Raw genomic sequence first — 21779 nt, 5'->3', positions numbered from 1 at the left:
AATATTCAATCTTCTTGACGCGCCGTTCCCACCGCCACCGACAGGGCGATGGCCAGACAGAGAGTGGCTGACAGCGACCGGAAGGCGCCGAAATCGACCTCGGAAACGGAGAGCGTGATCGCGCCGAACTTGCGCATCGGGCTGACGATCGTATCGGTCACGGCGACCACGGGAATGCCGCGGGCCGAGACGGTTTCCACCAGGTCGATCGTCTCGCTGGAATAGGGCGAGAAGGTAATGGCCAGAAGCACGTCGCCGGGCCGGATCGCGTGATGGTTTTCGAGCTTGCCGACGGCACTGTGCAGCATGGCCGGGACATTCATCTTTTCAAAGGCATAGGCCATGTAGCTGGCGACCGGGAACGAGCGCCGCAGGCCGATAATATGGATCATCTGGGCACCGGACAGCAGCTGCACCGCCTGTTCCAGCACCGGCGGATCGATGGTCTTGAGCAGGCCCTCCAGCGAGGTCCGGCCGGCCTCGACGAATTCGGCGAGCAGCGCGGACGGACTGCCTTCCGCCTTTTCACGCAGGTGATGCAGGCGCGTCGTATAGTCCGGCCAGCCGCCGACATAGGATTCGCGAAACAGGCGCTGCATCTCCGAAAAGCCGGAAAAGCCAAGGATCTGGCAGAAGCGCATGAAGGCGGAGGGCTGTACGCCCGCCCCGTCGGCCATCTCCGCCACCGTCGACACGGCAATGCGATCCTTGTTGGCGGCAACGTAATCGGCGCATTGCCGCAGCCGTTTCGGCAGGTTTTCCGACACGTCCATAAGCCGTTCTTCGAATGCCTTGAGGGTGGCGGGGCTGTCGGTCTCTGCCATATCTGTCCTTCTGGCCCTATGCACTTGACATAAACAATATCGCAATCTAGCAAAATGGAACGTATATTCCAAACGAAGATTTCGGCGGCGCGAGGAGCAGCCGCTGCGATTTTCTGGTGCGTTCCCTGGCCTTCGAAGGCAAAGGTCGGCGCGCCGGAATGGAGCGCATGGGTGCGTTGGTTTTCAAGCGCCGTCAGTCCGGATGGAGGGCGGCCAGGGAGGAGAATGACATGGTAACGAAACTGGCGCTTCTGGGAGCCGGCCGCATCGGCAAGGTCCATGCGAAGGCGATTGCCGAAGACAAGCGGGCCAGGCTCGTGGCCGTGGCGGATGCCTTTGCGGAGGCTGCCAATGCCATTGCGGCGGCCACGGGCTGTGCGGTGAAGACGATCGACGAGATCGAGGCAGACCCGGAAATCGATGCCGTCATCATCTGCACGCCGACCAATACCCATGCCGACCTGATCGAGCGTTTTGCCAAAGCCGGCAAGGCGATCTTCTGCGAAAAGCCGATCGACCTCGATGTCGCCCGCGCCAGAGCCTGCCTCGAGACGGTTCGCAAGACCGGCGCCAAAGTGATGCTCGGCTTCAACCGCCGCTTCGATCCGCATTTCCAGGCGGTCCGCAAGGCGATCGACGACGGCAAGATCGGCACGGTCGAGATGGTGACAATCACCAGCCGCGACCCCGGCGCCCCGCCGCCGGAGTATATCAAGGTCTCGGGCGGCATTTTCCGCGACATGACCATTCATGACTTCGACATGGCGCGCTTCCTGCTCGGCGAGGAAATCGTCACTGTGATGGCGGTCGGCGCTGTGCTGGTCGATCCGAAGATCGGCGAACTCGGCGACTACGACAGCGCCAGCCTGATGATGACCACCGCCAGTGGCCGGCAATGCGTGATCTCCAACTCCCGCCGCGCCACCTATGGCTACGACCAGCGCATCGAGGTGCATGGATCGCTCGGCTCGGTTTCGGCGGAAAACCAGCGGCCGGTGTCGATCGAAATCGCCAACAAGGACGGTTATACGCGCCCACCGCTGCATGACTTCTTCATGACCCGCTACACGGCCGCCTATGCCGCTGAAATCGCGGCCTTCATCGACTGCGTCGAGACCGGGTCTGCGCCCTCGCCCTCTGCGGAAGACGGGCTGATCGCCCTGACGCTTGCCGATGCAGCACTGAAGGCCGCCCGCGAGGGCATTGCGGTGTCCGTCAAGCCGTAAGACTGGCACCCAGTTCAAACAAGCCGGCGCACGCTTTGGGGCGCCGGCCTTTTCATGCGATCTTTTCGGATGCCGGGTGTTTTCGCGGGACCTGAAGCCAGTGCACCTGCAGAGTTTGAGGAGGCCCGCAGCTTCTGGATACCGGAGAGGCGTCTCAGGAAGCAGCCTCTATCTGGCCGGCGGGCTCAAAGGCCGCGATGTCACGCTGCGGAATGGTCGGCGGTACGAAAACTGCGAATTCCGCCTTGGATTGGCGCAGCGTCAGTTTGCCGGCGGTGAAATAGAGAAGGAACGATCCGACGTGATAGGGCGTCATCGTGTCGATTTCGACAAAGGCCCGGATCACCAGCAGCATGGCGACACCGAACATGACAACGGCGTCCGGATCGCGCGCATGGCTGAGCAGCCGACCGAGATGGCCGAGAAGGGCGACGACGAGAATCAGGCACAGCAGGAAGAGGCCGATCAACCCGGTCTCGACGGCGGCCTCGATGAAGGTGTTGTGAAAATGAAAGCCGGAGCGCGAGCCGATGAAAAACTCTTCCCACAATCGCTCCGGCTCGGAAAATCCCTGGACCCAATAGGCCTGGTAGCCGATTCCGAATAAGGGACTGGTGCCGGCCGCCTCGATGCCTTGCTGCCAGAGATAGGTGCGCCCGGTCAGCGTCGAATCCTTGCCGAAGGCGCCCAGCACCAGATCGATGCCGCCGCCGTAGATGAGCCCGACAGACGCCACGATGCTGAACACCGTGCCGGCCAGAAAGAGAATCTTGCGCTTGTCCGGCGAGAGTATCTGCAACACACGCAGCCCGAGCGATATGGCGATGACGACGGCGACGGTCAGAACCGATGTGGCCGATTGCGATGCAAAGAGGCAATAGGCGGCAAGCAGACCGACCACTCCGCAAGGTGCCAGCCAGAGGACGCGCTCGCCGAGAACGAAAGCTGCCGCAAAGGCAAAATAGATGCCGAGCGAAGCGTAGAAACCGAGCTGGTTCTTCGAGGCGAAGGATCCGACAAAACTGAAACCGCCGTCGATCGGATCAAAGTGATAGACCCCGAAAAGCAGCGAGTAGGTGAGGACCAGGCCAATGCCGGCAATCACGCCGCGGGTCAGGGTGCGGATGTCGATGGTGCGCATGGCGATCAGTGCGCAGACCACATGGGTCATGTACTGGATGGCGGTGCGCGTGGTGACGGAGGGGGCGGCAGACCAGAAAATCGACAGACCGCAAAAGACTGCGAAGCCAAAGATCCAGACATATCTGGTGTAGTTGCCGAGAACCGTGCGGTAATTGACCAGGATCAGCGGAAACCACAGACCGTAATAGGCCAGGATCGACACCTGACCGAAGCGGGTCGAATAGGCGAAGATGAACACCGACAGCGCGATGGCGACCGTGCCATAGAGCTGGTTTTCTCCCGGTTCGATCAGGCTGGATTTGGCGATCCGCATCAAAGCCTCATTGCATGGCGATGGCGGCATTGACCTTGATCACGTCACCGGGCACGATCTTGGTGTTTTCATCGGCCGGCATCTCGGAAATCTTGCCGTCCTTGTCACGAACGATGGTATAGGTGATGGCAGCGGCCGACGCATTGGCCTTAAGGGCCGCTGCTTCCGTCGACTGCATCATGGCTTCGGCCATCAGATCGCGGCTGGTGCCGAGCTTCAGGTCGATCTTGTCGAGTTCGCTCTCGGTGTTTTGCAACTCCTGCGCCACTTGAGCGTCCCAGTCGTTTCGAAGCTTGATCTCGTCCTGATTGGCTTCGCTGACATCCTGCCGGGCCCGCAGCTTGGAGGTGTCTATATCCAGCAGAGTTGCCTGCAGGTCAGTGACCTGCCTCTCGATTTCCAGCTTTCGCGAACTGACGGACAGGCCTTTCTCCGTCAGGTTATAGATCTTCTGCCGATCCACCTCGACCAGACCCAGTTGCCGATTCTGGGTTTCCGATTTCTTATCGAGCGACACGATCTCATTTTGCAGCAGCGTCTTCAAATCGCTCAGCGCCGTCAGTTGCAAGCTGAGCTTCTTGTCGCGCGACACCATGAGGGCCCGCTCGCTTTCCAGAAAGTCTTCAGCAGCGGGCACTTCCTTCAAGGCTGCCGGCATTTCGATCGTATCCTTGCCCGCCATCTCCGACATCAAGCGGGCGCGGCGCACCAGCAGGCGGTTTCGATCGGCGATCAGCAGAGACGAATCGCCTTCCGACTGGATCATATCTCGGGTGAAGCGCTGGCCCATCTCGGCGCGCCGCAATCCACCGCCGAGACTGACGGCTTTCAGCACCGTCATGCCCGGGGCATAGGGATATTCACCAGGCGTCTGCACTTCGCCGGCAATATAAACCGGCCGATATTCGGCAACTTCCACGGAGGCGGAGGGCCGGTCGCGAAGGCCGAAAATCTGCTGCATCTTCTCGCCGATGTCGGCGGCCATTTGCGCGGTTGTCTTTCCGGAGGCGGCCAGTTCACCGATGAAGGGCAGCGACAGGGTGCCGGAGGCGCCGACCGCATAGTCACCGCTGACCGCGGTCCAGTCGCGAACCGTGCCTTCGGCGGTCTGCCATTCGGAAACCCGCACACGCAGCTTGTCCATGACACCGAGATGATAATCTTCCGCCGTCGCCGGGCCCGCCAGGCAGACAAGCAGAGACAGCCCAAGAAGCGTCGCTCTGGACTGTGGAAAACGACGGAAGGCCGGGTTTGACCCGGTCGATGCGGTTTTGTGCATATGAATGCCTCGTTTTCTGTTCGAGGATCCCAGCCGCACGATCTTGCGGATGGGATCCGTTTTCAGTAGCTGCCGCGAGACAGGCAGACAGCTGGAACGGTCCGGGCGACAATGACAAAATCGCTGAGCAGGGACCAGTTCTTCACATATTGGGTGTCCATGGCCACGCGGGACGCATAGGACACATCGTTGCGGCCGCTCACCTGCCAGAGGCCGGTCAAGCCGGGCCTGGTCTGCAGGTAGAAAACGGCGGCCGCTTCGTACATTTCGAGCTCATCTTCCACGACCGGGCGAGGCCCGACGACACTCATCTCTCCCCGGATGATGTTGATGAGCTGCGGCAGTTCATCAAGGCTGAGCTTACGCAGGACACCGCCGACCAAAGTGATGCGGGGATCGTCCTGAAGTTTGCGTGTCTGCCGCCATTCCTCGTAAGCGGCAGGATTCTGCAGGAAGTATTCCTGCAGAAGGCGGTCACCATCCTGTCGCATCGTGCGGAATTTCAGGCAATGAAAGCTCTGCCCGTTATGCCCGATGCGGCGATGACCATAGAAGACCTTGCCGCCGTCGGAGAATTTGACGAGGGCCATAAGAAGCAGAAACAAAGGGCTGAAGAAAACCAGCGCCAGGCTGGCTGCCAGAATATCAAAACCCCTTTTGGATATCCCTCCCACCGGCGGGGTGCCGGCATTAAGCGTGCTAAACAACGGCGTGCTTGCCGATCGAGTCGCGGACTTCATAGAGATGACTCCATTTACGTTGGCGATTGGTCGGGTCCCGGAGGACGGAGCCCTATCCAAGAGCAAGCCTGTGGTAAGAATTTGTCCTTCGCAACAGTCTTTTAAAAGCCCATTTGTGATGCTCGATACATAGTATTTTATGAATTCATCGATGCTAAGGATAATTCCGGTCATCGGCCAATCCGGAATCACATCCAAGCTCATCCGCGCAATGAAACACCGGGCTGTTACCACTTCACGAAACATTGACAGGCAAGTTTGTTGGATCCGGCTTGGCTATTTGCAGATCTAATCGTTTCGTTCCTTAGCATTCCGCAATTAATAGACGTCTTGGCGACTGCTGCGGGAAAAATTTTGCGCCGCATCATTATATTGCACTGCACATTTTTCCATTCTAAATCGCTAATCTTGTAACAATTCGTGATGTCGCACTGCAGTATGAGCGCCGCGTTTGGCGTCTTCGCGCCCCGTCGCGGAGCTTTCTGCCTCAATTCATCGGGCTAATGGCCAAAATGGGGCCGAAACTGCCGTACTTTGAAATGTGATTCTCCGAGAGCGGCGATTCGAGCCTTCTCTTATGGTTAACAATTTACCTCAGCCGAGCTGCAATTTGAACCTTCAATGTAACTGAACGGAAAGAAGCAGCATGCTATTACCAGAAATAGTCGTGCCACACGCGTTTGCGCATACGCTCAATCATTGAAATCCAGGCTCCAGTTCAATATATCTCGGATAGCCTAGAGGAGAAGGCAGGGTTTAGAATGAGGAATTTTGCCAAATATTGGGATGGGAGGTAGTCCGATGTATGCACCTCGTGTCTTCGTCAGCATGATCGGCGCGTTGATTGTCTTCGCGGTCGCCACTTATGCTTTGACAGGGTCCCTGTTTGGCACATTCATCCAGACCGTAATATGCGCCATTCTGCTCCAGGTCGGATATTTCGCGGCTACTCTTTATCTTGTCTGGCGCGCAGCCAGAGACCGCAAGCCAAGCCCGATGGCGGCAAAAAATATCAGTGATGACAAGCATTTAGCCAATACGACCGTCTCTAGCCTCAACAAGACAGGCCATTCCAACCTTTAAAATGGCACAGCCGCATATCGCGGCTTTCTCCGGTCGTTGCCGCTTTTGCGACATGATCGGCTCCCATCCTTGCTGAAACCGTGCTGTCATGGGTTCCGTGACACGGGTGATCACAGGAGCAGGGAATGCCGGGAACTTCCGACGTATGCGTCATCATTGCCGCCAAGAATGCCTCGGCGACGATTGGCCGGGCGGTCTCATCGGCCTTGGCGGAGCCAGAAACCGCGGAGATCGTTGTTCTCGACGACGGATCCACGGATGCAACGGCGGAGGCCGCAGAGGCCGTCGATGACGGCAGCGGACGACTGAAGATCATCCGTTTTCCGGTAAACCGTGGACCGGCCGCTGCCCGCAACCATGCGATTGCCCATTCCCGAGCGCCGCTGCTGGCGGTCCTCGATGCAGACGATTTTTTCCTGCCCGGCCGCTTCCAGCGGCTTTTTCATGAAAGCGACTGGGATTTCATCGCCGACAATATCGTTTTCGTCGATGAAGCCGGCGCCTCGCGGGCATCGGCGGCGGTGCCGCGCTTTCAGTCGCAGGCACGACTGCTCGATCTCAAAGATTTCATCGAGGGCAATATCTCGGAGCGGGGCAAGCAGCGGGGCGAGATCGGCTTTCTAAAACCGGTCATGCGGCGCAGCTTTCTGGATGCCCATGACCTGCGCTACCAGGACAGTCTTCGGCTTGGCGAGGACTATGACCTCTATGCGCGGGCGCTGGCACGCGGGGCGCGCTACAAGATCGTTCACGGTTGCGGCTATGGTGCTGTGGTGCGGCACGATTCCTTGAGCGGCAGCCACCGAACCGACGATCTGAAACGGCTGTTCGAGGCCGATCGGGCCATGCTGGCCGATCCGAGTTTCCCCGCGGAGGCCGCCGCGCTGATCCGTCGCCACGAGCGGCATATCCGCGGGCGCTACGAGCTACGCCATTTTCTCGATCTGAAGAAGGCCGGCGGACCTCGCGCCGCACTTGGCTACATGATGGCGAGGCCCGGAGCGATCCCGGCCATCGTCAGCGGCATTGTGGCCGACAAGACCGAGCGTTTCCGGCCGCAACAGGCAGCGGCACCGGTCGACGCCGGCGCCCCTGCCTTTCGCTATCTTTTGCCCACCATCCCGGAGCCGGATCAGCAATAATCCCGGCGCACGCCTTCGATGACCTCGAGGAAACGGTCCTTGCGGCCCTGCAGAACAGCATCGGTGCTCAACTGCGGCGCGGCGCGGCTTGCCTGCCAGAGGGCAAGGGCGGATGGCGCCGCCAGCGCCTGTTTTGCCGCCCGGCGCAATGGCGTCTGGCGGGGACCGCGGGTCTCTACGAGAACGTCACCGTCGATCTTTTTGCTGTTCGGATCCTCAAGCGGCGGCGCGCCGGTCTCGAAATCAACGCCCCAGAACCGCGCGCCCTTGACCATCGCCTCGGCGCGGCTTGAAATGGGAACCTGACGGGGCTTGTAGCTGACGCCGACGGTCTGGGCCCAATCGCTCCATTTGAAGCTGTTGATACTGTGCGATGTGGTCACCGCCACCCATGGCACGCGGAACGCATCGGCAAGGATGGCGCCATGCATCGATTCGGCCACGATCAGTTCCGATTGGGCAATGGCGCGGATGACCTCCTTGGCCTCGCCGCGCGGATCGATGTAATTCAGGCCGACCATTTCGCAAACCGCGGGCCACATTCCGGCAATCGCCGATTCCCAGTGGGGCACGAAGCTCTTCTTGAACTTCTTCGGCAGATTCTGAAATTCCGGCATGTCGGCAACCATCACAGCGGGATCGATGATGCCTTGTTCGGCGGGAACGCCGACCTTCCCGGCCGTCAGCGGACCGCGGACCGAGCGAATGTCCCATTCGGACGGATCGCTCATATCGGGCAAGGCGCCGTAACCGAAACCGCTGCCCAGAACCAGTTTGTGGCCACCCTTCGGCAGAAGGACACGATTGAGCACCGTGCCGACACCGACGAGCAAGGTGTCGGGGCTCGCGTTGCGAAATCCGGGAAGCAGAAAATCCCAGAGCCATAGATTGAGATCGTCGCCGAAGTTTCCGTGCTCGGATTCCCAGTAATAGGGTTGCATGACTGTCTCCTTTGGAAGACTGAAGAGAAAAGGCTGGCAGGACACGATGCCCGAGTGCGGCTTTGGGACGCGCAGACCGGCACCGCCGAATTCATTTCGACAGCTTGCCGACGGCCAATGCCATGGCGCTTTGCAGGATGCGCGGATCGCGCCAGAACCAGCGGGCGAGCAGATCGAACTGCGGCAGTTTGCGCCGCTTGAGCAGGCGCGCCTGACTCCACAGCGCCTGCCGCCTTGCCGTCTGCTTGTAGCCACGGATCGAGGCGATTTCTGCGGGCCGGCGCGAGAAACGGCCCTCGATCGTGTCGAGCGCCACCCAGGTATTGAACTGCTGCTTCAGGAATTCCGGCGAGTCGGAATCGATGCTGTGGAAGATGTTGATCCCCTCGCCACGCTCGGCACCGGCCGCATCGCAGAGGATGACGCGCTTGGCCGCCAGGACGCAATCGCAGAAGAACAGCACGTCTTCGGCCGCCAGGCGCAGCTCTGCCTCGAACCGGATGGTGCGGAAAAGGCTGGGGCCGATCACCATGCAGGACAGGTGCAGGAAGCTCCAGTTTTTCAGCATGACGCTCGAGAGTTCCGGCAGCTCGACGACCAGCGGGCTCTCGGCAAGACGGGTGACCTGCTCGGTCTTTTCCAGATGGGCGATCCCGAAATGGTAGTAGAAGGCGTCGCCACCGGTGATGGAGGCCCAATAGCAGTCAGCCCCGAATTGGCTCATGCTTTCATAGGCATTCTTCAGGTGATCGGCGGTCCAAAGATCGTCCGAATCCAGAAAAGCCACGAATTCCGTGTCCGCCGGAACATGATCAAGGCCAGTGTTGCGCGCACCGCCTGGTCCGCCATTCTCTTGACTGATGACTTTTATGCGCGTTCTCTGCTCGCGAGCAAGCGGCGCCAATTCGTCGGAAATCGGATACGGCGACTGGTCATCGACAATGATGACATTAAAATCGGTGAAGGTCTGTGCGAAGACGGACGCCAGCGCACGCCGGAGAATGCCCGGCTCCTTCTGGTAGTAAGGAATGATAACTGTCAGCTTCGCCATCTTTTCGCCCCTGCGGTTTTTCTAAAAGAGGTCTAGTGGTCTCCTCCCACAAGGCTGCTGCCCTTATCCGGCTCAAGTCTTTCGTCGTCTCCCTCTCCTGCTCCCCCCATAGGATGTCGCCATGCCCCCAGAAGTCAACGCGAAATCGGTTACGCGCAATGTCGGCTGGAGTGTCCTATCCAAGACAGGCACATTCGGGCTTAAATTTGTCACTGTGCCGATTTTGGCGCGCATCCTGTCGCCGGACGAATTCGGTGCGGTCGCCGTGGCACTGGCTGTTGTGCAGTTTCTGGCCATGATCGGCGGGGCCGGCTTTGCCTCGGCGCTGATCATCCAGCACGAAGAGGAAATGGAAACCATACATTCGGTTTTCTGGGTAAATCTTGTGATCTCCTGCCTGATGGCAGCCGGCCTCTATGTTTATTCCGATCCGATCGCCACGCTGCTCGGCGCCAAAGATGCAGCTTATCTTCTTGAAATCATGAGCTTTCTTATTCCGCTGCAGCTTTGCGGCGATGTGGCCTATGCACTGCTCGCCCGCCGCATGCAATTCAGCAAGGATGCCCTGTGGAGCATGATCTCCGAATCCCTTGGCGCCATTCTCGCGGTGGCGATGGCGATCTTCGGCTTCGGCGTCTACGCCCTCCTGGCGCAGCTGTTCTCTTCTGCCCTCATCCGTCTGGTCGGACTTTATGCCGTGTCGCGCTATGCCCCGCGCCTGGTCTTCCATCCGCGCCGGGTCTGGGCGCTCGGCCGATTCAGCCTCGGCATGATGGGCTCGGAGATCGCCAATTTCATTACCTTCCAGTCGCCGATGGTCGTCATATCGCGCTATCTGGGACTCGCCGATGCCGGTGCCTATTCCGCCGCAAACCGCTTTTCCAGCATTCCGAACCAGGTCGTGCTGTCGGCGGTCATGGGTGTGCTGTTCCCGGCCTTCAGCACCATGATGCATGACCGGGACCGTCGATCGCAGGCCCTGATGCTCAGCACCCAGGTGACCACCGTGCTGCTGGCGCCGATGATGTTCGGGCTCTGGGCGATCGCCGAGCCGGCCATGCTGGTGCTGTTCGGCAAACAATGGGCCTATGCCTGGCCGGTGCTGAGCCTTCTGGCGCTCTCGAAGGGCATCCTCACGCCATGCAGCACCTATATCCCCTATCTCAAGGGGGTGGGCCATGGCGGAACGTTGTTCTGGTGGGCCGTCATCCGGGCTGTGGTGACGACCGGGGCGGTTGCCTATGCGGCAGCGAACGGCACTTTGGTGGATGCGATGATTGCGCTTTGCGTCATCAACGCGCTGGTGCTGTGCGGCTATAGCTGGGTGGTGTTCCGGGCCGACGGGACCGCGTTTCTCAAAGGATTCTTTATCACGACCCGGCCGATGTTCACGGCTCTGGTCATGGCGGTCGCGGTTCGTCTGGCTCTGGATCATTATGGAAACCTGATGCCCAATGCGGTCCTGCAGCTGATCGCCGGCTCCCTGCTCGGCGGCGTCCTCTATACGGTCCTCGTTGTCCTGACCGAACGACCGCTTCTCAAAAAGCTGAAGGAGATGGTGCGCAACCGGAGGTCCGCTTCACCGGCTTGAGCAGGTGCGTGCCGGTTGATTCAGGGGTGCCGCAAAATGGAAGGCTTGCCTCATTCCTGCACGCATTTCGCTTAAAATGGCACATTCCGTCGGTCTGCGAACACTTAATCCTAGGGAATTTCGAAGTCAGTTCGGGTCGGGCCATTTCGTCTGGATCTCTGCATTTCAGTACATGCGGAATTTCCGCAACGGCTTGCCGTGGCGTTGTTTTCACGACCCCTGCCGCCGAAAGACGGGCTCGCCGCGAAGCCGCTCCCGGGCGCCGCTTGGGTGCACTGCAACCAAATTGCGCAATGATTTTTGCTGCACTGCCATATTTTTTCGCGTTCAATGGCCTAGCTTAGGGATGCGGGCTGAAGTCTGCTCTGGTTGAAACGGCCGTCCGGGGGGAACGGCCCGATAGGGGTGACTGACATCGTGACTGTGGACGCGGACATTTCTTCGCGGATCAATTTGATGCGCCTCCTGCTCATCTCGGGGATTGTGTTCGTACATATTCCCCACGATCCGCAGACCAGCCCCTTCCTGGGCACCTATGGCCTGTTTGATTGGTTGCGGATCTTTCTCGGCGACAGTCTGTTCCGGGTCGGCGTGCCATGCCTTAGCGCAATCTCGGGCTTTTTGCTGTTCCGGCGCGGTCTTGAGGGTTTCGACTATGCAAGGACCATGCGCAGCAAGGCGATGACCGTGCTGGTGCCGTTCCTGATCTGGAACCTGTCGTTTCTGCTGCTTGCCTATATCGCGCAGCGCAACGCCATCGGCTTCGGCTATCTGCCCGATGTCCTCGGCGCCTCGTGGCGGGACCTCGCCAGCCTGTCTTTTGCGCTCGAGTCCTGGCCGATCAACGTGCCGCTCTACTTCCTGCGCGATCTTCTGCTCTGCCTTTTGCTGTCACCGGTGCTCGGCTTCCTGATCATGCGCTTTCCGGTCGCAACACTTGCCGTGCTTCTGGCCTATGCCGTGCTGCCGGTCCCGAGCGGCATCTTCCTCAAGCGGTCCATTCTGTTTGGCTTCAGCGTCGGGATTTATGCCGCCCTTCACAAGGTGGATATCAAGCGCTTCGACCGGCAGGCCGGTCCTATCCTCGCCACCGTGCTGGCGATATCCGTGGCTCTGGCCGTAGCACTCTACCAATACGGCCCGGAATTTCCGGCCTGGCTGGAAACGGCGCGAAGCCTCGCGGCCCTGACCGGCATTCTCGGCGCCTGGTGCCTGTCGGCCCTTTTGATCGGCTCGCGCTATGCAGCGCCTCTGTCCAAAGGCGGCGGCCTGAGCTTCTGGATCTTCTGCGCCCATTACCCCCTGCTGGTGACCGCATGGATGGTGTGGAACCGGACGGGCCTTGGCTTCTATCCGCTGTTCTACATCGTGGCTCCGGTCGTCGTGCTGGCCGCCACCGTTCTCTCCAACGCTGTCGTGAAGCGCACCATGCCCCAGCTTTACGGCCTTCTGACCGGCAGCCGGTCGAAATCGGGAAATGTGCCGCCTCGCCGCGATGCCTCCGGCAAGCAGGCGGGCTACAGCCCCCAGGAAAGGTAACAGACGATGCGATCGAATTTTACAAAACGAGCCCACCGCCTCGCTATCCTCGGCCTCTGCGTCGCAGGGACCGCACCCATGTCCCGTGCCCAGGAGGGCGCAACCGGCACGTCCTTCATTGAGACCTTCGACAGGCTCGACACCAAGGCCTGGTATATTTCCGACGGTTGGAACAATGGCGCCCACCAGAACTGCACCTGGTCGAAGCGGCAGGTGAAGGTTGAGGAGGGCGTCCTCAACCTGACCTTTGAAAAACGTCAGTCGGGCGAGCGGGAGTTTACCTGCGGCGAGATCCAGACCCGCAAGCGTTACGGCTACGGCACCTACGAAGCGCGGATGAAGACGGCTGACGGATCCGGGCTCAATTCGGCCTTCTTCACCTTTATCGGCCCGACCGACAAGAAACCGCATGACGAGATCGATTTCGAAGTGCTCGGCAAGGATCCGGGCAAGGTCCAGCTCAACCAGTATATCTCCGCCAAGGGCGGTAACGAGAAACTGGTGGATGTTCCAGGCGGCGCCAATCGCGCCTTCAACGACTATGCCTTCGTCTGGGAAAAGGACCGGCTGCGCTACTATCTTAACGGCCAGATGGTGCACGAGGTCACCGATCCCGCCAAGCTGCCCGTCAATGCCCAGAAGATTTTCCTCAGCCTCTGGGGCACCGATACGCTGAGCGACTGGATGGGCAAATTTTCCGTGGAGGGCCCAACCACGATGCAGGTCGACCGTGTTGCCTTTACCGCCGCGGGCGACCCCTGCCAATTCCCTGAATCCATTGCCTGCACGTTGAACTGAGGTTTGACCGACACCCCACGGACACGGATGTTTTGATGCTTCATATCCTCTATCTGGCCCACGACCTGGCCGACCCGGCCGTCCGGCGGCGCGTGCTGATGCTGCGCGAGGGCGGGGCCGATGTGTCGCTGGCCGGATTTCGCCGGGACGCCAATGTGCTTGCCTCCGTCGAGGGCATCGTCCCGATCGAGCTTGGCACGACGGCGGACGGGCGGTTCGGGCAGCGGATCGCCGCTGTCGCCAAGGCCTGCCTTGGCCTTAGCGAACGGCTCGGCCACCTGCGTCGGCCCGATGTGATCATTGCCCGCAATCTCGAAATGCTGGCCGTCGCCAATCGCGCCGCGCCCCTGTTCGGGGCGAAAGTGCCGATCGTTTATGAATGCCTCGACATCCACCGCCTGCTGTTGCGCAAGGATACGGCCGGCAAGGCCATTCGAGCAGCGGAAGCCTATCTGGGCCGCGATATCAGTGCCCTGATCACCAGTTCACCTGCCTTCGTGGACAATTATTTCAAGCCGCTCTCCGGTCTCACTGCGCCGATCATACTGCTCGAAAACAAAGTTCTCGAGCTTTCGGAGCAGGGCGCGCCGATCGCGCCCGGGCCGCGCTTGCCGCGAGATGGCGAGCCTTGGCGAATCGGCTGGTTCGGCGCGCTGCGCTGCTCCAAGTCGCTGAAACTGCTCTCGGATTTTTCCCGCGCCATGCAGGGCCGTGTGAAAGTAGAACTCCGGGGCCGGCCAGCCTATTCGGAATTCGACGATTTCGACGGCTTTGTGGGCAATGAGCCCTTCATGACCTATCACGGACCCTACAAGAACCCGGAGGACCTGTCGCGCATCTATGGCGAGGTTCAGTTTTCCTGGGCGATCGATTTCTTCGAGGAAGGGCTCAATTCCAGCTGGCTCCTGCCCAACCGGCTTTATGAGGGCTGCCGCTATGGCGCCGTGCCGATCACCCTTTCCGGCACGGAAACGGCCCGCTTCGTCGAGCGCAGGATGATCGGATTTCGTCTCGCGCAGGCCAATGTCGAGCAGCTTGCCGATCTGTTCGAGACCATGACGGCGGACCGTTATCTCGCTGCGTCAAGCGCCATCATGGCACAGGATCCGAAGGTCTGGATCTGCGACCGCGCCGATTGCCAGGCTCTGGTTCAGGCTCTTGCCCCGCTTACCTCCCTGCCTCGCACCGTTCAGCCGGTGTCCGTTGTTTCCCAACCCGTTGCCCAGAAGGTGGATGTTCATGAAGGATGATAACTTGAAATCCGTGCGCTGCCTGATCGTCATTCCCTGCCTCAACGAGGAAAGACATATCGAGGGTGTCATCGACCGGCTGGCCGGGGCGCTCCATGATCTCGACGCCCGTATCGTGGTGGCCGACGGCGGAAGCCGGGACGCCACCCGGCAGATCGTCGGCCGGATCATCGAGAGCAACGACAAGGTGACCCTGCTGGACAATCCCGGACGGATCCAGAGCGCGGCGGTCAACCTCGCGGTCGCCACCTTCGGCGGGGATTGCGACTACCTGATCCGCATCGACGCGCATGGCGACTATCCCGATGACTATTGCCAAAACCTGGTGCGCGAAGCGCTGGAAACGGGTGCTGATTCGGTGGTGGTCGGCATGCGGACGATCGGTCTCGGCACATTTCAGAAGGCGACGGCGCTGGCGCAGAATTCGAAGCTCGGCAATGGCGGCTCGAAGCATCGCACCGGCGCTCCAAGCCATTGGACCAACCATGGTCACCATGCCCTGATGCGCATTGCCGCCTTCCGCGCCATCGGCGGCTATGACGAAAACTTCAACCATAACGAAGATGCCGAATGCGACTATCGCCTCGACAAGGCCGGCTATCGCATCTGGATGACGGATAAAACCAGCATGATCTATTATCCACGCGCCAGCGTTGGACCGCTGTTCCGGCAATATTTCGGCTATGGCCGGGGTCGGGCCCGCAATTTCCTAAAACATCGTGCCCTACCGAGCCTTCGGCAGATGATCCCGCTCGCCGTCGCTCCGGTGGCTGTCGGCGCCCTTCTGGCTTTCGTCAGCTGGCTGGCCGTCGTTCCGGTCGGATTGTGGGCCTTGGCATGCCTGGCTTATGGCGCCTGGCTGGCCCTTGGAAAGGGCGATCCCTATGGTCCGCTGGCCGCGGTGTCGGCAATGGTCATGCACTTTGCCTGGTCGGCCGGGTTCTGGCGCGAACTTCTCGATTTTCGCCGCCGCCGGGTGCCCGCCTATCCGCAGAGCCTGGGATTGACCCCATGAACGAGGCCGGACCGTCCATCACACCCGCCTTGCGCATCGATATCGGTGTGTGCACCTTCCGGCGCGCAGCACTTGAGCAGACCCTGCTATCGCTGGCGATGATCGCCGTTCCCGACGGCGCCTCGGTCCGCATCATCGTCGCCGACAACGACATCACGCCGACAGCCGCACCGCTGGTCGACACCCTGCGGCCGACGGTCCCCTTCGACATCGCCTATGTGCATTGCCCGGCCGGCAACATTTCCATCGCCCGCAACGCCTGCCTCGATGCCAGCACGGCCGATTATCTCGCCTTCATCGACGATGACGAAACCGCCTCGGAAGACTGGCTGGCAAACCTGCTGGCCTCTGCCCGATCGGCCGGCGCTGCCGCCGTTCTCGGACCGGTCAGGGCCGGCTACGACAAAGCGGCGCCCGACTGGATGCGCCGCGGCGACTTTCACTCCACCCTGCCGGTCTGGGTCGGTGGCGAAATCCGCACCGGCTATACCTGCAATACGCTTCTCGACCTGTCGGCACCATCGGTGCGGGGACGCCGCTTCAGCCTCGCCCTTGGCAAGAGCGGCGGCGAGGATACGGAGTTCTTCACCCATGTGCATCGCTCGGGCGGCCTGATCGCCTATGCGCCTGAGGCACTGGTGCACGAACCCGTGCCGGCAAACCGGGCGACGCTTGCCTGGCTTGCCAAGCGCCGCTACCGGATGGGGCAGACCCATGGACGATTGCTTTGCGAGAATGCCGGCATGATGGCGCGGCTGCGCCAGGCTGCGGTCGCCACTTCGAAATTTGCAGTCTGCGCTCTTGCCAGCATCGCCTGCGTCGCCCTGCCGGTGCACCGGACCCGCTATGCGCTTCGCGCCACGCTGCATATCGGCGCCGTGGCCGGCATTCTCGGCTTTCGCGAAATCCCGCAATACGGTGCGCTGGGAGCGACGACCCCATGACCGACGCATCTCCGGACGTCACCTTCGTCATTGCCGCCTACAACTCCGCCGATACCATCGTGCGCGCCGTCGAAAGCGCCTTGGGGCAGGAGGGCGTGACGCTTGAGGTGATCGTCATCGACGACTGCTCGTCGGACGACACGACCGCGACCGTTCTGGCAATGGCCGATCCCCGCATCCGCCTGATCGCGCTTGAGACCAATCGCGGCCCCGGCGGCGCCCGCAATGCCGGCCTATCGCAGGCGCGGGGCCGCTGGATCGCCGTGCTGGATGCGGATGACACGATCAAGCCGGACCGCCTCGCCCGCATGCTCACCCGCGCCGAGATGGTAGGGGCGCAGATCGTCGTCGACAATCTTGACGTGGTTTCGGGCGATGGGCGCTGCCACCGCATGTTTGAGGAGCGGCGGCTGGCCGACCAGCCGATCCTTGGCCTGCCGGCTTTCATCGAATCAAACATCCTGTTCCGGTCCGGGCACAATTTCGGCTATATGAAGCCGGTCTTCGAGCGGGTGTTTCTGGAAGCACACGATCTCAGCTTCGATGAAAGCCTGCGGATCGGCGAGGACTATCTCCTGCTTGCCTCGGCACTTGCCGTCGGCGGCATCTGCGCCATCGAGCCGGTTGCCGGCTACATCTATCACATCCGCGAGGGCTCGATCTCGCGCGTGCTGAAACAGCACCATGTCGAGGCGATGCTCGCTTCGGACAAGACCTTTCTTGAGACATACCGGCTCGACGGGCCGGCCATGGCGGCCCAGCGCCGGCGCACGCGCAGCCTGAAGACGGCAAGCGCCTTCGTGGCCCTCATCGACCTTCTCAAACAACGGTCCTTGGTCGGCGCCCTTGGCGTCGCCGTCGCCCGCCCTTCAGCCCTCTGGCATCTTCGCATGCCGATCGCCGTCCGGCTGCAGCGCATGGTTGCTTCGCTCCTCGGCACCAACCGCTCCGCCAAGGCGGCGCCCTCTTCCCCTTCGGGCAAAAGCCCTTCTACGCGCAAAGGATAATGCCATGGATCCGAACAGGACCGTCAGGAAAGCCGTCATTCCGGTGGCAGGGAACGGAACGCGTTTTCTGCCCGCCACCAAGGCCATGCCCAAGGAAATGCTGACCATCGTCGATCGGCCGGTGGTGCAATATGCCGTCGACGAAGCACGCCAAGCCGGCATCGAGCAGATCATCTTCGTGACCAGCCGCAACAAACATTCCATCGAAGATCATTTCGACGATGCTCCCGAACTGATCTCGTCGCTGTCGCGGTCCGGCAAGACGGCACAGATCTCGGAGCTGGAGGCCATGTTGCCGACGGCCGGTTCGGTGAGCTTTACCCGCCAGCAGGCGCCGCTCGGTCTTGGCCATGCGGTGTGGTGCGCACGCGACCTGATCGGCGACGAACCGTTCGCCCTGCTGCTGCCGGACATGATCTCGTTCGGCGCCCGCGGTTGCATGGCCGGTCTCATGGATCTCTACAGCACGGTTGGCGGCAATGTGCTGGGCGTCGAGCAATGCGCACCGGAAGATACATCGAGCTATGGCATTGTCGGCAAGGGCCCAGATGTGCCGCACGGCTTTTCCGTGACCCATATGGTCGAGAAGCCACCGGCCGGTCAGGCGCCCTCCAATTTCTATCTGAACGGACGTTACATTCTGCAGCCGGACATATTTTCCATTCTGGCCCGCCAGCAGCGCGGTGCCGGCAATGAGATCCAGTTGACCGATGCCATGCTGACCCTATCGTCGCAGCAGCCATTCCATGCCCATCCCTATGACGGACGCACCTTCGACTGCGGCTCCAAGCAGGGCTTCATCGAAGCCAATGTGGCCTTTGCTCTGGCGCGCGACGATATTGGCGGCGCGGTGCTGGCCTCGGTCAAGGCGCTTGTCCTGTCGCACGAAGGCCGGACGCGGGTCGCCTGAAGCGGCGCAACCGGGTTCTGGCGATCGAGCGGAGATCTGTTCGGGCAAGCATGCCCGGACAGGAACACATTATCGAGATAGAGCGGCGATCATGAACGAAAGAAGTCTGCCCTTGAACAGTCTATTGCACCGCCAGAAGGACAATTCCGACTCCTTCATCGATCTGGAACGACTGCTCACCGCCGTGATGCGGCGCACCCGGATCGTGGCGCTTTCGGTCGCCCTTATGGTGACGCTCGGCATCGCCTATCTGGTTTTTGCCACGCCCATCTATACGTCGCAGACCCAGATTTTGCTGGACGATAGCCTGTCGCGCTACGCCGAGGAGGAAGAGACTTCGGCCCAGAGCCGGCAACAGGCCGACACTCAGATTTCGAGCACGGTCGAAATCCTCAAATCCGGCAAGATGGCACTGCGTGTGGTAGACGAGGCAGGTCTTGCGGAAAACGAGACCATCCTCGATCCGCCGCAGTCGCCGGTCGCCACCGCAAAATCCTGGCTAAGGTCGATGATCGGACTGTTCGACATGTCGACGCCTGCCTCCGATGCAGCCATTCTGAGCGGCAAACGCCAGAAGGCCGCCGCACTCATTCAGCAATCGATCACCGTCGAGCGCGTATCGCGCAGTGCCGTCGTGGCGCTTTCCTACAAGTCGCCCGACCCGCAATTGGCGGCGAAAGTCACCAATGCCTATGCCGAGGCCTTTCTGACGGACCAGTTGAACGCCAATTTCGATGCCACCGAAAAAGCTTCCGTCTGGCTGCAGCAACGTCTTGCCGATCTCGGTCAGCGTGCCCAGGCCGCCTCCCTCGACGTCGAGCGGTACAAGACGGAAAACGGCCTGACGTCGACGCGCGGCCAGTTGATGTCCGAGCAGCAATTGGCCGATCTCAGCAGCCAGCTGATCATCGCCCAGGCCGATGCCGCAACGGCCGGCGCCCGTTATCGCCAGTTCAAGTCGATCATCGACCAGGGACCGGAGGGCGCGGTCAAGAATGCCGTCGTCTCGTCCCAGCAGACGGACAATTCCGTAATCCAGGAGTTGCGCGGCCGTTATCTGGCCATCGAGAAGCGGGAGCAGGAAATCACGCAGAATTTCGGCGCAGATCATCCACAGGCCGTGGCGCTCAGGACCGAGAAGACCGATGTCGCCGGCCGGATTTTCCGCGAACTGGAACAGTTGACGGCAAGCTACGGCAACGAATTCGACGTGGCGCGGTCGCGCGAACAGTCGCTGCGCGACAGTATCGACGGCGTCGCCGGCCGCAATTCCGAGGCGAACCGTTCGCTGGTGCGGTTGGGCGAACTGGAACAAAAGGCGACAGCGCTGAAATCGCTCTATGAATCCTACCTGAGCCGTTACGAGTTGGCGACACAGCAACAATCGTTCCCGATCGCCAAGGCGCGCGTCATCTCCGAAGCAGGCGTGCCCGTTTCGCCCTCCGCACCGAAGCGGACCATGGTTCTGGCCCTTTCGGTGGTGCTGGGCCTGATGCTGGGCGGTGCTCTCGGATTTTTCCAGGAGATGCAGGAACGCTTTTTCCGGTTGGAAAACGATGTTCGCAAAGTGCTTGGCCAGAAGTCGCTCGGCTATCTGCCGCTGATCGGCGCCAAGCCGAAGAAGGTTTACTCGTTTCCGGCCCTGCCCTTCCTGAAACGTCGCGTCGAACCGGAACCCAAGCCAGACCGCGAGGCACTGAACCGGGTGATGCGGACCGTGCTCGACGCGCCGCGCTCGGCCTTTACCGAAACGCTGCGCAATACGAAACTCGCCGCAGATATCATCCTGCAGGGTCGTGCCAGCCGCGTCATCGGGGTCGTCTCGTCGATACCCGGCGAAGGAAAATCCACGGTGGCTGCCAATTTTGCCGTGCTGCTGGCAGCGAGCGGCAAGAGGACGCTGCTGATCGACGGAGACTTGCGCAACCCGAGCCTGAGCCGCCTGCTAAAGCCGAGCCCGACGATCGGCCTGGTCGAAGTCGTGCTGGGCGAGGTGCCCTGGACCAATGCCGTGAAGATCGACCAGGAAACCAAACTGCATATCCTGCCGGTCGCAGGGCGGGCGTCCCCGCATCTCCATCATACCAACGAACTTCTGGCCTCGCCCGGCATGACAACGCTGATCGACAACGTCCGCCAGTCCTTCGACTATGTGATCGTCGATCTTGCGCCGCTCGGCCCGGTCGTCGATGCCAAGGCGTTTTCCCCCCATGCCGACGGCTTCATCTTCGTGGTGGAATGGGGCAAGACACCGACCCGGCTGGTTTCCGATATTCTCGATGCGGAGACGCAGATCAGCGCGAAGATCCTCGGCGTCATCCTCAACAAGACCGACATGACCGAACTGGGCCGCTATGGCGACTTCGGCGGTTCGGAAACCATGCGGCACAATTATGCCAAATATTACGTCGAGCAGACGGGCGTCAGCCCATGACATCGGATCCGGCAGCGCAAGCCGGAGACCGCGGCGGGAAGAGCGCCGGTCCGCTGCCGAATTCAACCGGCGACGGCGATTGGCGCTTCGCCTGAAAGCAGCTTGGCCATGACGTCTGTGATCGTGTGTTCATCATAGGGCTTTGAGAAGAACCTGCTGCCGACCGGCAGCATGCTCTCCTCGAGAATTGCCGCGCCGGATGCAATGATCAGCTTTACCGGGGGCCAGCGATCGCGAATGTAGTGAGACAGCTTTATGCCGTCCATCGTCCCTGGCATCTGAACGTCGGTGAAAACGAGATCGATGTCATCTCTCGACTCCAGAATGCGAATTGCCTCGTCCGCATCATGGGCCTCAAGCGCTTCGTAGCCGGCCGCCAGCACCAGATCGATGGCGCCCATTCGAATGATCGTACTGTCTTCGACAACCAGGACGACTGCTTTGCCATTTTTCATCATTTACTCAGTGTATTGGAGACTTGAGTGGGGCTCTGTTCGCATCGTGCTTTGACACCGTTTGGTTCTTATGCGGCCGTTGAAAAGCGCGGGT

19 protein-coding genes are annotated in these 21779 nt (G+C 60.7%); 12 read left to right on the top strand and 7 right to left on the bottom strand.

The genetic code is table 11. The annotated features are described in order from the left end of the window. Positions 1-5 precede the first annotated feature (5 nt). Complete coding sequence (locus HGO38_RS08380) at positions 6-824, bottom strand: MurR/RpiR family transcriptional regulator (protein WP_250955440.1); 819 nt, start codon at positions 822-824, stop codon at positions 6-8. 230 nt (positions 825-1054) lie between these two features. On the opposite strand from HGO38_RS08380, the gene iolG reads away from it, so the two are divergent. After that, the gene (iolG, locus tag HGO38_RS08375) at positions 1055-2050 is read left to right on the top strand and encodes an inositol 2-dehydrogenase (protein WP_250955439.1); all 996 of its coding nucleotides are present in this window, start codon (positions 1055-1057) and stop codon (positions 2048-2050) included. A 154-nt stretch (positions 2051-2204) separates the two neighbouring features. On the opposite strand, the gene HGO38_RS08370 is transcribed toward iolG, so the two are convergent. The 3 genes from HGO38_RS08370 to HGO38_RS08360 form a co-directional block, all read right to left on the bottom strand. Then, positions 2205-3506 carry an O-antigen ligase family protein gene (locus HGO38_RS08370; RefSeq protein ID WP_250955438.1) on the bottom strand — a complete coding sequence of 434 codons (1302 nt, stop codon included), beginning with the start codon at positions 3504-3506 and terminating at the stop codon, positions 2205-2207. A gap of 7 nt (positions 3507-3513) precedes the next feature. Further along, the gene (locus HGO38_RS08365) at positions 3514-4785 is read right to left on the bottom strand and encodes a polysaccharide biosynthesis/export family protein (protein WP_284739355.1); all 1272 of its coding nucleotides are present in this window, start codon (positions 4783-4785) and stop codon (positions 3514-3516) included. Positions 4786-4847: 62 nt separating this feature from the next. Next, positions 4848-5525 carry a sugar transferase gene (locus HGO38_RS08360; RefSeq protein WP_250955437.1) on the bottom strand — a complete coding sequence of 226 codons (678 nt, stop codon included), beginning with the start codon at positions 5523-5525 and terminating at the stop codon, positions 4848-4850. A gap of 801 nt (positions 5526-6326) precedes the next feature. On the opposite strand from HGO38_RS08360, the gene HGO38_RS08355 reads away from it, so the two are divergent. Both HGO38_RS08355 and HGO38_RS08350 read left to right on the top strand, forming a co-directional pair. After that, the gene (locus HGO38_RS08355) at positions 6327-6608 is read left to right on the top strand and encodes an exopolysaccharide production repressor protein (RefSeq protein WP_250955436.1); all 282 of its coding nucleotides are present in this window, start codon (positions 6327-6329) and stop codon (positions 6606-6608) included. 125 nt (positions 6609-6733) lie between these two features. Beyond that, complete coding sequence (locus tag HGO38_RS08350; protein WP_250955435.1) at positions 6734-7750, top strand: glycosyltransferase family 2 protein; 1017 nt, start codon at positions 6734-6736, stop codon at positions 7748-7750. Here the strand turns inward: HGO38_RS08350 and HGO38_RS08345 are convergent. Together HGO38_RS08345 and HGO38_RS08340 are read right to left on the bottom strand one after the other, a co-directional pair. Beyond that, complete coding sequence (locus HGO38_RS08345; protein ID WP_250955434.1) at positions 7741-8691, bottom strand: polysaccharide pyruvyl transferase family protein; 951 nt, start codon at positions 8689-8691, stop codon at positions 7741-7743. The two genes, HGO38_RS08350 and HGO38_RS08345, sit on opposite strands and share 10 nt — an antisense overlap. 91 nt (positions 8692-8782) lie before the next feature. Beyond that, a complete protein-coding gene (locus HGO38_RS08340; protein ID WP_250955433.1) occupies positions 8783-9742 on the bottom strand; it encodes a glycosyltransferase family 2 protein in 960 nt (319 codons plus the stop codon). Between the two features lie 121 nt (positions 9743-9863). On the opposite strand from HGO38_RS08340, the gene HGO38_RS08335 reads away from it, so the two are divergent. From HGO38_RS08335 to HGO38_RS08295, 9 genes are all read left to right on the top strand, one after another. After that, positions 9864-11333, top strand: coding sequence for a lipopolysaccharide biosynthesis protein (locus tag HGO38_RS08335; RefSeq protein WP_250955432.1), 1470 nt, complete (start codon positions 9864-9866; stop codon positions 11331-11333). Positions 11334-11789: 456 nt separating this feature from the next. After that, a complete protein-coding gene (locus HGO38_RS08330) occupies positions 11790-12872 on the top strand; it encodes an acyltransferase family protein (protein ID WP_284739354.1) in 1083 nt (360 codons plus the stop codon). Between the two features lie 6 nt (positions 12873-12878). Then, positions 12879-13670 (top strand): endo-1,3-1,4-beta-glycanase ExoK, encoded by a 792-nt coding sequence (gene exoK, locus HGO38_RS08325; protein ID WP_250955431.1) that lies wholly within the window; start codon positions 12879-12881, stop codon positions 13668-13670. 35 nt (positions 13671-13705) lie between these two features. Then, positions 13706-14920, top strand: coding sequence for a glycosyltransferase (locus tag HGO38_RS08320; RefSeq protein ID WP_250955430.1), 1215 nt, complete (start codon positions 13706-13708; stop codon positions 14918-14920). Continuing rightward, entirely contained in the window at positions 14910-15935 is a 1026-nt protein-coding gene (locus HGO38_RS08315; RefSeq protein ID WP_250955429.1) for a glycosyltransferase family 2 protein, read from the top strand. Before HGO38_RS08320 ends, HGO38_RS08315 begins: the two co-directional genes overlap by 11 nt. Then, the gene (locus HGO38_RS08310) at positions 15932-16879 is read left to right on the top strand and encodes a glycosyltransferase family 2 protein (protein ID WP_250955428.1); all 948 of its coding nucleotides are present in this window, start codon (positions 15932-15934) and stop codon (positions 16877-16879) included. Before HGO38_RS08315 ends, HGO38_RS08310 begins: the two co-directional genes overlap by 4 nt. After that, positions 16876-17886 (top strand): glycosyltransferase family 2 protein, encoded by a 1011-nt coding sequence (locus HGO38_RS08305; protein ID WP_250955427.1) that lies wholly within the window; start codon positions 16876-16878, stop codon positions 17884-17886. Before HGO38_RS08310 ends, HGO38_RS08305 begins: the two co-directional genes overlap by 4 nt. Positions 17887-17890: 4 nt before the next feature. Continuing rightward, a complete protein-coding gene (locus tag HGO38_RS08300) occupies positions 17891-18796 on the top strand; it encodes a UTP--glucose-1-phosphate uridylyltransferase (protein ID WP_250955426.1) in 906 nt (301 codons plus the stop codon). A gap of 91 nt (positions 18797-18887) precedes the next feature. Next, entirely contained in the window at positions 18888-21230 is a 2343-nt protein-coding gene (locus tag HGO38_RS08295; protein ID WP_250955425.1) for a polysaccharide biosynthesis tyrosine autokinase, read from the top strand. 62 nt (positions 21231-21292) lie between these two features. Here HGO38_RS08295 and HGO38_RS08290 read toward each other — a convergent pair whose 3' ends face one another. Then, positions 21293-21685, bottom strand: coding sequence for a response regulator (locus HGO38_RS08290; protein ID WP_250955424.1), 393 nt, complete (start codon positions 21683-21685; stop codon positions 21293-21295). Positions 21686-21779: the final 94 nt, after the last annotated feature.

This window comes from Rhizobium sp. CG5, assembly GCF_023701945.1.
GTDB lineage: Bacteria > Pseudomonadota > Alphaproteobacteria > Rhizobiales > Rhizobiaceae > Allorhizobium.
Note: the sequence above shows the minus strand (reverse complement) of the source record. Positions and strands in the feature narration are given on the sequence as shown.

Coding starts and splice junctions, on each gene's coding strand:
- HGO38_RS08380 (WP_250955440.1), bottom strand. CDS start 824: ATGGCAGAGACCGACAGCCCCGCCACCCTCAAGGCATTCGAAGAACGG.
- iolG (WP_250955439.1), top strand. CDS start 1,055: ATGGTAACGAAACTGGCGCTTCTGGGAGCCGGCCGCATCGGCAAGGTC.
- HGO38_RS08370 (WP_250955438.1), bottom strand. CDS start 3,506: ATGCGGATCGCCAAATCCAGCCTGATCGAACCGGGAGAAAACCAGCTC.
- HGO38_RS08365 (WP_284739355.1), bottom strand. CDS start 4,785: ATGCACAAAACCGCATCGACCGGGTCAAACCCGGCCTTCCGTCGTTTT.
- HGO38_RS08360 (WP_250955437.1), bottom strand. CDS start 5,525: ATGAAGTCCGCGACTCGATCGGCAAGCACGCCGTTGTTTAGCACGCTT.
- HGO38_RS08355 (WP_250955436.1), top strand. CDS start 6,327: ATGTATGCACCTCGTGTCTTCGTCAGCATGATCGGCGCGTTGATTGTC.
- HGO38_RS08350 (WP_250955435.1), top strand. CDS start 6,734: ATGCCGGGAACTTCCGACGTATGCGTCATCATTGCCGCCAAGAATGCC.
- HGO38_RS08345 (WP_250955434.1), bottom strand. CDS start 8,691: ATGCAACCCTATTACTGGGAATCCGAGCACGGAAACTTCGGCGACGAT.
- HGO38_RS08340 (WP_250955433.1), bottom strand. CDS start 9,742: ATGGCGAAGCTGACAGTTATCATTCCTTACTACCAGAAGGAGCCGGGC.
- HGO38_RS08335 (WP_250955432.1), top strand. CDS start 9,864: ATGCCCCCAGAAGTCAACGCGAAATCGGTTACGCGCAATGTCGGCTGG.
- HGO38_RS08330 (WP_284739354.1), top strand. CDS start 11,790: ATGCGCCTCCTGCTCATCTCGGGGATTGTGTTCGTACATATTCCCCAC.
- exoK (WP_250955431.1), top strand. CDS start 12,879: ATGCGATCGAATTTTACAAAACGAGCCCACCGCCTCGCTATCCTCGGC.
- HGO38_RS08320 (WP_250955430.1), top strand. CDS start 13,706: ATGCTTCATATCCTCTATCTGGCCCACGACCTGGCCGACCCGGCCGTC.
- HGO38_RS08315 (WP_250955429.1), top strand. CDS start 14,910: ATGAAGGATGATAACTTGAAATCCGTGCGCTGCCTGATCGTCATTCCC.
- HGO38_RS08310 (WP_250955428.1), top strand. CDS start 15,932: ATGAACGAGGCCGGACCGTCCATCACACCCGCCTTGCGCATCGATATC.
- HGO38_RS08305 (WP_250955427.1), top strand. CDS start 16,876: ATGACCGACGCATCTCCGGACGTCACCTTCGTCATTGCCGCCTACAAC.
- HGO38_RS08300 (WP_250955426.1), top strand. CDS start 17,891: ATGGATCCGAACAGGACCGTCAGGAAAGCCGTCATTCCGGTGGCAGGG.
- HGO38_RS08295 (WP_250955425.1), top strand. CDS start 18,888: ATGAACGAAAGAAGTCTGCCCTTGAACAGTCTATTGCACCGCCAGAAG.
- HGO38_RS08290 (WP_250955424.1), bottom strand. CDS start 21,685: ATGAAAAATGGCAAAGCAGTCGTCCTGGTTGTCGAAGACAGTACGATC.